An 8570-nucleotide genomic window follows, 5' to 3' on the forward strand; every position below is an offset into this window, starting at 1 on the left:
GCGCCGCACATATAAAGAAGAAAGCCCGCCGGATGGCGGGCTTTCTTCTCTATTCATTATATTCTGTTTCGGCCCACGGCCCCCCCAAGCACACAGCTCGGCGATCACCGCACCCGCGAGAAAGCCGCCAACAATGTCACTGGCATAATGCACGCCCAAGTACAAGCGGCTGACCCCAATCAGCAAAATGATCAGCAGCACCACCACCGCCCAAATGCGATTCCCCACCCTACCGGAACGAAGCAGCAGCAACGCGATCACCCCGAAGAAAGCGACGGAGATCATCGCATTTCCGCTGGGAAAGCTGTACCCGTCCGGTACAACAAGGCTGTCCCACATGTCAGGTCGTTCCCGGGTGTATAGAGCTTTCAACACTTTGTTCAGCAGCCACCCGCCTGCCAGGCTGATCGTCAGCCAAAAGGCATAACGTCCGTTCCGCAGAACCAGCAATGTCCAAATGAGGGCAATCCCCAGCACCACAACAAAACCGGTGGTTGTTCCCAACTCAGAGATCGCTTTGACTGCCGGAGTGATGCTGTCATTGCGCAGCCCATAGAAAAAGTCCCCGATACTGCGGTCAATCGAACGCAATCCCTCCGTATGTAGCAGCCCGCCCAGCACCACAAACAAGGCAGCAAGCAGGACTGGCAAAAGCCATTTTTTCATCAAAAGTTCCCCTCTCACCTGCATTCACCTGAACCAGATCATTGTACTGGGAACCGGAGGTCCCGGCAACCCTTATTCCCAATTTCATGCTTCCACGGCTTCGCAAGGAAAGAATATCCGCTAGACCTGCATTAATATACTTACTATACTTATATATTGACTAAGTCGAGAGCCTTGGACTACAATGCAGTAGAATTCATCATAGAATAGATAGGTGATTCAAATAATGGAACAACACGCTTATCGCGTATTATTATTTTATAAATTTGTCCGGATCGAGGATCCTGCCGCCTTCACTGCCGAGCATCTGCAATACTGCAAAGAGCTGGGGATCAAGGGACGCATCCTGATCGCCGCCGAAGGCATCAACGGGACCTTGTCCGGGACGGTGGAGCAAACCGAGAAATATATGAACGACCTCCGAGCGAATCCGCTGTTCGCCGACATCGTGTTTAAGATCGATGAAGCCGACGGCCATACATTTAAGAAAATGTTTGTCCGCCACAAAAAAGAGCTGGTCACCTTCCGCGTCGAGCAGGAGCTTGACCCCAACGTCATCAGCGGCAAGCGTCTCTCCCCCGTCGAATTTTATGAGCAGCTGCAGCAGGACGATGTGATCGTTCTGGACGGGCGCAACGATTACGAGTACGACATCGGCCACTTTCGCGGGGCGATTCGGCCGGACATTGAATCCTTCCGCGAGTTTCCGGAATGGATTCGCCAAAATCTGAGCGAGCACAAGGATAAGAAAATTTTAACTTACTGCACCGGGGGCATCCGCTGCGAGAAGCTGACCGGCTTCCTGCTGAACGAAGGCTTCACCGATGTTGCCCAACTGGAAGGCGGAATTGTCACCTATGGCAAGGATCCGCAGGTGAACGGGCGTCTCTTTGACGGCAAATGCTATGTGTTCGACGAACGGATTTCGGTGCCGATCAACCGTACGGACGAAGACATCGTGATCGCCAGCTGTCACCATTGCGGCACGTCACACGACCGGTATATCAACTGCCCGGTGTGCAATTTGCAATATGTCTGCTGTGAGGATTGCGAAGAGGAACATCACGGCTTCTGTTCGGAGGCGTGCCGGGAAGCCGCTCTCGTCGTCCCGCAAAGCTAAGACCGCCGGAACTTATCACCCGAGAGGGAGTGTCACGCATGAATGCCAAAAAAGACCTTTCCACCCGCGAGCGGATTCTTCATTTAATGAAAACCGCCGGACCTCTGAGTGCCAAAGATCTTACGACAGAACTGCAGATCACGGAAATGGCGGTGCGCCGCCATCTCGGCACGATGGAACGCGACGGGCTGATCGAATCGAAAATGATTCGGCAGACGGCAGGACGGCCCACTGCTGTGTATGGGTTAACCGAGCTGGCTGAGGGGCTTTTTCCCAAGAGATATCATTCGCTTACGCTGGATCTGCTGGACGAACTGGCCGAGGAGAGCGGCGAAGACATGGTAGACCGCCTGTTCGATCGCCGTAAGGAGAAGCTGAGCCGTAAATATATGTCCGAGATGCAAGGGAAATCGCTGACTGAAAAAGTACGCACGCTCTCGGAGATTCAAAACGACAATGGATATATGACCGAGCTTCAAGAAACCGATCACGGCGAGTATGTCCTGATGGAGCATAACTGCCCGATCTCGCAAATCGCGAACCGCTACAATCATGCCTGCGACTGCGAGCTGAAATTGTTTGAATCGCTGCTGGATGCCGATGTCGAACGCACGGAATGCTTGGCCCAACAAGGGAGAAAATGTGTGTATGTGATCCGCCAGCGCGAACGCTGAGGAGATCCGCCTATAGAAAAAAGCAGCCTCATGGCTGCTTTTTTTGGTTATATATCATAGACGGCTAACTCGTCCTCAATGGCTTGCTTCACGAGCTGGATACACTCCTCCGTCGTCTTGGCGGAGACGCGTTTGCCGTTCACCAGTGCATACGGTCTAAGCTTACATAACCCGCATAAACTAAGACAGTCCTGCCGCATCACGGCAATTTCGGGGTATTCTTCTTCCAGCTTCTCCAGCTCAAGCGCGCTCATCAGGTTGCTGTCGCACACCTCAACGATAACGATGCCCAACCCCATGACGTCTTTTCACCCCAAACTTGTAGGCTAATGATGCTTGAACCCTCATTATGAAATTCACGAACTGATTTGTCAATGGCTGCGAACGATTTAACATACTTAATATACATCTATGTTGACTAAGTCGGAGTGCGGATTTATAATTAGTTTTGTCGGAATTACTACTACATATTGGAGAAGAAAGGATGGATTTAGAAATGGCACATCAATTACCTGCATTGCCTTACCCGAACAACGCGCTTGAACCTCATATCGATGAAACAACGATGATGATTCACCATGATCGTCACCATAATACGTATGTAACGAACCTGAACGCAGCTCTGGAATCCGCTCCAGAATTGCAATCCAAATCCGTTGAAGAATTGATCAGCGATCTGGACAGCGTTCCTGAAAGCATCCGCACTGCTGTCCGCAACAACGGCGGCGGCCATGCGAACCACTCCCTGTTCTGGGAAACGATCGGCCCGAACGGCGGCGGCCAACCTTCCGGCAAGCTGGCTGAAGCGATCAACAACGAGCTGGGCGGCTTTGACAAATTCAAAGAAGAATTCACGAAAGCAGCTACCACTCGCTTCGGCAGCGGTTGGGCGTTCCTGGCTGTAGATGCTAACGGCAAATTGTCCGTTTACAGCTTGCCGAACCAAGACTCCCCGCTGATGGAAGGCAAAACGCCAATCCTTGGCCTGGACGTATGGGAGCATGCTTACTACCTGAAATATCAAAACAAACGTCCTGACTACATCGCCGCTTTCTTTAACGTCATCAACTGGCCTGCAGTTGAGAAACGTTACGAAGCAGCACTGAACAAATAAGTCAGCGTGTTGGCGTAACGCCTGCACGAACGCGAAAGGGTGTCCACTGGACCGGTGAACCGGCTCTGTGGGCACCCTTTTTTTCATCTAGCCTAGGCCCCTATCCTCTCCGAGCAACAGACTCCCGGACAACCAACGTGGGCGGGATTTGCCAGTGAATCTTCTCGCGGGAACGCCCAAGGTCTGACAGGAGCAAGCTAATTGCGGCATCACACATGCGCTCCTTCTCCACCCGCATCGTCGTCACATTTAAACCCTCGCTGTTGACATAGGGCAAATCGTCAAATCCGGCGATGGAGACATCCTCCGGCAATCGCTTGTTTCGCGTCTTCAAGAGACCGGCCAGCAAATAAGCAATACGATCATTCCCGCAAAAAAACGCCGTCGGCCACTCCCCTAACCCATCCAGAAAATTCGCGATTTCTGCCGCGGTGTAATCATAGCCCTTGGACGTCGTCAAGCAGGCCGCCTCCCGAATGATCAACCCCTGCTCCTTCATCGCTTTCTCAAACCCAAACCAGCGCTCCTCATGACTGGTCGACAGGTTCGTCGGCCCGATAAACCCGATGTCCCGGTGGCCGGCTTCAATTAAGTGTGAGACCGCTGTATAGGCCCCCTCCTGATTGTCCGAGGTGACGGCCGGACAAGGCAGATCGTGGTAGTAGGAATCCATCAGCACCAGCGGCGTGTCCAGCTCCCAAATGCGCTTCGCATACGCCCGGTCCACAATCCCAAACAGAATCACTCCCCGGTACGGAATATCGGTGAACGGTCCCGGCAGCAAACGCGCGGCTTCCATCTCCCGATCAAGCGGGGTGATGACAGCGTTGAGTCCTTTTTTGCGCGCGCTTCGTTCCAATCCCCAAATCATATCGTGAAAAAACTGAAAATGATCATTATCCTGATAGCTCATGATCCGTTCAGGAACGAGCACCAAAATATTCGCTTGTCCGCTCTCTTGGTGCGCGTAAGGTCCGTACCCCAGCTCACGCGCGGTTTCCTGCACGCGGCGGCGCATCTCCTCGCTGACGCCCTTTTTGTTCATTAGCGCCAATGACACCGCATTTTTAGAAATTTGCAGACGGTCAGCGATATCCTGCATCGAGACTTTCTTTTTACGGCCCATTCTTTTCATTCCTTTCGAATCGTGCTACACTTAACCTACATGGTACTTTACAAATATTTATTTTGTCAAGTTTGTCAAGTTGTGAATCTTCAGTTCCACAGGAGGAATGAACGTTGAGTTATGCAATTGGTATCGACATCGGGGGCACGAAGACGGCCATCGGGTTGATTGGCACGGACGGTGAAGTGCGGACGAAGGTATCGCTGCCAACCGATCAGACGGTGGGGCCAGAGGTGATGGTCGACCGGATGGCCGCTGCAATCCAAGATATCCTCACCGCCCAAGGCATCGCAGAGTCCGAGCTTTTAGGCATCGGCGTTGGAGCTCCCGGCCCATTAAACACGAAGGAAGGGAAAATCGCCGAACCGCCGAATTTGCGGGGCTGGTGGAACTTCCCGATCGTCGACTCACTGAAGCGCTACTTCAGTCTGCCGATTCGGCTGGAGAACGACGCTACCGCTGCGGCCCTTGCGGAAAAATGGCTTGGCGCTGCCAAGGATGCCGAGCACTTCGTATTCATTACGATCAGCACGGGCATCGGCGCCGGGATCTACTCCCACGGCAAGCTCATCACTGGAGCAAGCGGGAATGCCGGCGATGTCGGCCATATCGTCGTGGATCCATCCGTTGGTACCTGCGTGTGCGGGCAGAAGGGCTGCTGGGAATTTGTCGCCTCCGGCACCGCGGTCGCAAGACAAGCCTCTGAGCTGCTTGGCCGTGAGGTTTCTTCTAAAGAAGCTTTTGATTTGGCGGCGGCTGGGCAACCTGTGATTCAGGAGCTTGTAGCCAAAGTCTTCGAAAATATCGGCGTTGGCTGTGTCACCTTAATTAATACGTTTGATCCGGAGAAGCTGGTCATCGGCGGCGGCGTCTCCCAGGTTGGCGATCCGTTGTTTAACGCGGTGCGCGACTACGTGTCCAAGTATGCGCTGAACCCTTCGGGACGGCAAACCCCTATCGTTCCCGCCGCGCTTCATCAGGACGCCGGCTTGATCGGCGCCGCTGCCTTAATCCATATTCCATACTGATCTATAGAGACAAAAGGAGTCCGATAACGATGAATGAACCGATTTTTTTGCAGCCGATTTTCCAAGAACGCATTTGGGGCGGCACCAAGCTAAGAGATTTGTTTGGCTATGACATCCCGAATGACCATACCGGCGAATGCTGGGCCGTATCCGCTCACCCGAACGGACAGAGCGTAGTGAAGAACGGACCGTACCAAGGCATGAAGCTGGGGGAATTGTGGACCTCCCATCCGGAGCTGTTCCGTTCCTCGTCCAAGGTGTTCCCGCTGCTGACGAAAATTCTCGACGCCTCCGACGACCTGTCGGTACAGGTGCATCCAGATGACGAGTACGCCGGCAAACACGAGAACGGGGAGCTGGGCAAAACCGAATGCTGGTACATCGTAGATGCCGAACCCGGTGCTGTAATCATTTACGGACATGAAGCCAAAACAAAAGAAGATCTCGTCTCGATGATCGAAAACGGCGAGTGGGATCGCTTCCTGACGAAAGTGCCGGTGAAGCCCGGCGACTTCTTCTACGTGCCAAGCGGAACGCTGCACGCCCTGGGCAAAGGCATCGTCGTGCTGGAAACGCAACAAAGCTCAGATACCACTTACCGCGTGTATGACTATGATCGCCGCGACAAGGATGGCAACACCCGTGAGCTGCATCTGGAGAAAGCGATCGACGTTACCACCGTTCCGCAAGCGTATGTACCGGTAACCTATGAAACTAATCAAAAAGACGGTCTGGCAATCACCTCATTCGTGTCCAATTCCTTCTTTACGGTGGAAAAATGGAACGTATCTGGCAATGCTGAAGTTGCGCCAAACGAGAAATATACGATCTTCAGCGTGCTTTCCGGCAGCGGGAAGCTGACGGCAGGCGGACAAAGCTACGATCTGGTCAAAGGCGAGCACTTCATCTTGCCAGCGGGCTTTGGCCCTTACCGCTTAAGCGGGGAGCTCGAAATGATCATGTCCCACGAATAATTTCATGCAAAAAAGGACGGAAGCGCTCATCGATCACGATGGTGGCTTCCGTCCTTTTTACCTATCGCTTCCTTCTAAATTAAGCATGAACATACCGATCGTTTAAAATCCGCATATGGTGCTCCGCATGCCCGGCGATGTTATAGGCGATGGCACGGGCAGTGGCCGGATAATCGGCTACGTTCCCCATGCGGGCCCATGCTTCGTCATCCAGCTGACGAACCAGCGCCAACGTGGATTCCCTTACGATCTCGAAGCCCTTTACGATCTCCTCAATCGACTGACGGTCAAACCCGGCATGACGGGCGAACAATTCCTCGTCGAAGCCTGGAAGCGGCGTCGTATCGCCGCGTGCGATCCGCAGCATACGGTATTGCATTACCCGTTCCGTATCCGCGAGATGGCCGATGACTTCCTTAACGCTCCATTTTCCTTCGGCATACCGGTAGTTTGCTTGCTCTTCACGAATACCTGCCCACTTCTCTCGGAGCCGCTTCGGCTGCTCCTCCAGAAACTGAGCCAACTCCCCCTCAGGCGCCATCTGAATGTAAGGTTCAAAATGCGGTGCGTATTCCCCTGTCTGCGGTCGAATCAACATCTCCAACATTCCTCCTTCATGAACGTAACCAACCCTACTCCTCGTCTTCCCACACTTCATCCATTAAAGCGCGGATATGACGGCTTCTCTCTTCCGTTTCCCGCAGGTTGGGAACCCATTTCGTGCCGTTCCATTCCACGACATCTCCCGGTTTGACCTTGGGATCCACCTGGGAACGCGGGACATGACGGAGCTTCCCGTCCGATTCCAAGATGCATAAATCGCCCTCAAAGCCTTCCACGATGTGGCTCATCTCCATCCTACCTTTCCGTCGTGATTCGGTAGCCCTCGCCGTCGCTGGCGAATTCCACCGTACCTTGAAGATCGTTGCGATAGACCTCTACCTGCTGCTTGGACAGCCGATCCAGGATCGTCTTTGTAGGATGTCCGTAAGAATTTTCTCCAACCTGGATCACCGCGTATTTTGGCTTCACTGCGTTCAAAAACTTGGCCGTTGTTGAAGATTTCGAGCCATGGTGCCCTACCAGCAGAACGTCGGCGCGCAAATTCACTCCGGATTCTAGCATTGCCCGCTCGCTTTCCGATTCGGCATCCCCGGTTAACAGAAAAGAAGTGCGGCCATACGTCACCTTCACAACGGCGCTCATGTTGTTATTGTCGTCGGTTACGGTCACCGGGGCGATCATACTCACCTTCACCTGCTCATCCCAGGATAGCTCCAGCCCCGCTTTGGCGGTCTTCACCTTCAACCCTTTGCCCCGAATGGAGTTCAGCAAGGACTCGTACGTCTTCGTATTGGACTGGATCCTTGGCATATAGATTTCGCCAATGTCCAAACGATCGATCACCCGGTCCAGCCCGCCGATGTGATCCGCATCCGGATGCGTCCCAATCACAACATCCAAGCGGTCCACTCCATAAGACCGAAGGTAGTCCAGCATTGCCTGCTCCCGGTCATTGTTACCGGCATCAATCAGCATCGTATGCCCGGAAGGGCTGATCAGCAGCTGTGAGGCCCCTTGTCCCACATCCAGAAAAATCACGCGAAGCTGACCGTCTCCTTCCACTTCGGAAGCAACGGAGGTGTTCTCCGCCAGCCGTCCCGCGACTTCTTCCCAGTTCGCCGGGCTGCAGCCTGTAAGAAGTATGCTTAACCACACCAAAAATACGCCAACAACTGCCCAACATGTCTTCTGCCTAATCATTGATGTTAATCCTTCCCAGAACATTTGTTCTAATTATAGAGGATGATCCAGCCTAAAATCAATCAAAATTAAGTAAATTGTGCAAATAAAAATTAGCTCACCTA

11 protein-coding genes are annotated in these 8570 nt (G+C 53.1%); 5 read left to right on the top strand and 6 right to left on the bottom strand.

Going from position 1 to position 8570, the window contains the following annotated elements:
* A partial coding sequence (locus M3G15_RS20750) for a phosphatase PAP2 family protein (protein WP_260071947.1) occupies positions 1-666 on the bottom strand: 666 nt, incomplete at its 3' end.
* Between the two features lie 226 nt (positions 667-892).
* Here M3G15_RS20750 and trhO point away from each other — a divergent pair.
* Together trhO and M3G15_RS20760 are read left to right on the top strand one after the other, a co-directional pair.
* Complete coding sequence (gene trhO / locus M3G15_RS20755; RefSeq protein WP_260071948.1) at positions 893-1786, top strand: oxygen-dependent tRNA uridine(34) hydroxylase TrhO; 894 nt, start codon at positions 893-895, stop codon at positions 1784-1786.
* Between the two features lie 38 nt (positions 1787-1824).
* The gene (locus M3G15_RS20760; RefSeq protein WP_260071949.1) at positions 1825-2460 is read left to right on the top strand and encodes a helix-turn-helix transcriptional regulator; all 636 of its coding nucleotides are present in this window, start codon (positions 1825-1827) and stop codon (positions 2458-2460) included.
* A gap of 47 nt (positions 2461-2507) precedes the next feature.
* On the opposite strand, the gene M3G15_RS20765 is transcribed toward M3G15_RS20760, so the two are convergent.
* Positions 2508-2759 carry a YuzB family protein gene (locus M3G15_RS20765; protein ID WP_009225662.1) on the bottom strand — a complete coding sequence of 84 codons (252 nt, stop codon included), beginning with the start codon at positions 2757-2759 and terminating at the stop codon, positions 2508-2510.
* A gap of 197 nt (positions 2760-2956) precedes the next feature.
* Between M3G15_RS20765 and M3G15_RS20770 the strand changes: the two genes are divergently transcribed.
* Positions 2957-3574: a superoxide dismutase gene (locus M3G15_RS20770; protein ID WP_036645681.1), complete on the top strand. Its 618-nt coding sequence runs from the start codon at positions 2957-2959 to the stop codon at positions 3572-3574.
* A gap of 100 nt (positions 3575-3674) precedes the next feature.
* Here M3G15_RS20770 and M3G15_RS20775 read toward each other — a convergent pair whose 3' ends face one another.
* A complete protein-coding gene (locus tag M3G15_RS20775; RefSeq protein ID WP_036645650.1) occupies positions 3675-4700 on the bottom strand; it encodes a LacI family DNA-binding transcriptional regulator in 1026 nt (341 codons plus the stop codon).
* A gap of 113 nt (positions 4701-4813) precedes the next feature.
* Here M3G15_RS20775 and M3G15_RS20780 point away from each other — a divergent pair, with 113 nt between their 5' ends.
* Together M3G15_RS20780 and manA are read left to right on the top strand one after the other, a co-directional pair.
* Positions 4814-5728 carry an ROK family protein gene (locus tag M3G15_RS20780; RefSeq protein WP_009225659.1) on the top strand — a complete coding sequence of 305 codons (915 nt, stop codon included), beginning with the start codon at positions 4814-4816 and terminating at the stop codon, positions 5726-5728.
* 29 nt (positions 5729-5757) lie between these two features.
* Entirely contained in the window at positions 5758-6702 is a 945-nt protein-coding gene (gene manA, locus M3G15_RS20785) for a mannose-6-phosphate isomerase, class I (RefSeq protein ID WP_260071950.1), read from the top strand.
* Positions 6703-6781: 79 nt separating this feature from the next.
* Here the strand turns inward: manA and M3G15_RS20790 are convergent, their stop codons facing one another.
* From M3G15_RS20790 to M3G15_RS20800, 3 genes are read right to left on the bottom strand one after another with little or no spacing between them, the layout of a single operon-like run.
* Complete coding sequence (locus M3G15_RS20790) at positions 6782-7300, bottom strand: DinB family protein (RefSeq protein WP_260071951.1); 519 nt, start codon at positions 7298-7300, stop codon at positions 6782-6784.
* 34 nt (positions 7301-7334) lie between these two features.
* Positions 7335-7553 carry a DUF3006 domain-containing protein gene (locus M3G15_RS20795; protein WP_260071952.1) on the bottom strand — a complete coding sequence of 73 codons (219 nt, stop codon included), beginning with the start codon at positions 7551-7553 and terminating at the stop codon, positions 7335-7337.
* Between the two features lie 7 nt (positions 7554-7560).
* Entirely contained in the window at positions 7561-8466 is a 906-nt protein-coding gene (locus M3G15_RS20800; RefSeq protein WP_260071953.1) for a ComEC/Rec2 family competence protein, read from the bottom strand.
* Positions 8467-8570: the final 104 nt, after the last annotated feature.

The organism is Paenibacillus sp. p3-SID1389, assembly GCF_025151705.1.
Taxonomy (GTDB): domain Bacteria; phylum Bacillota; class Bacilli; order Paenibacillales; family Paenibacillaceae; genus Fontibacillus; species Fontibacillus phoenicis.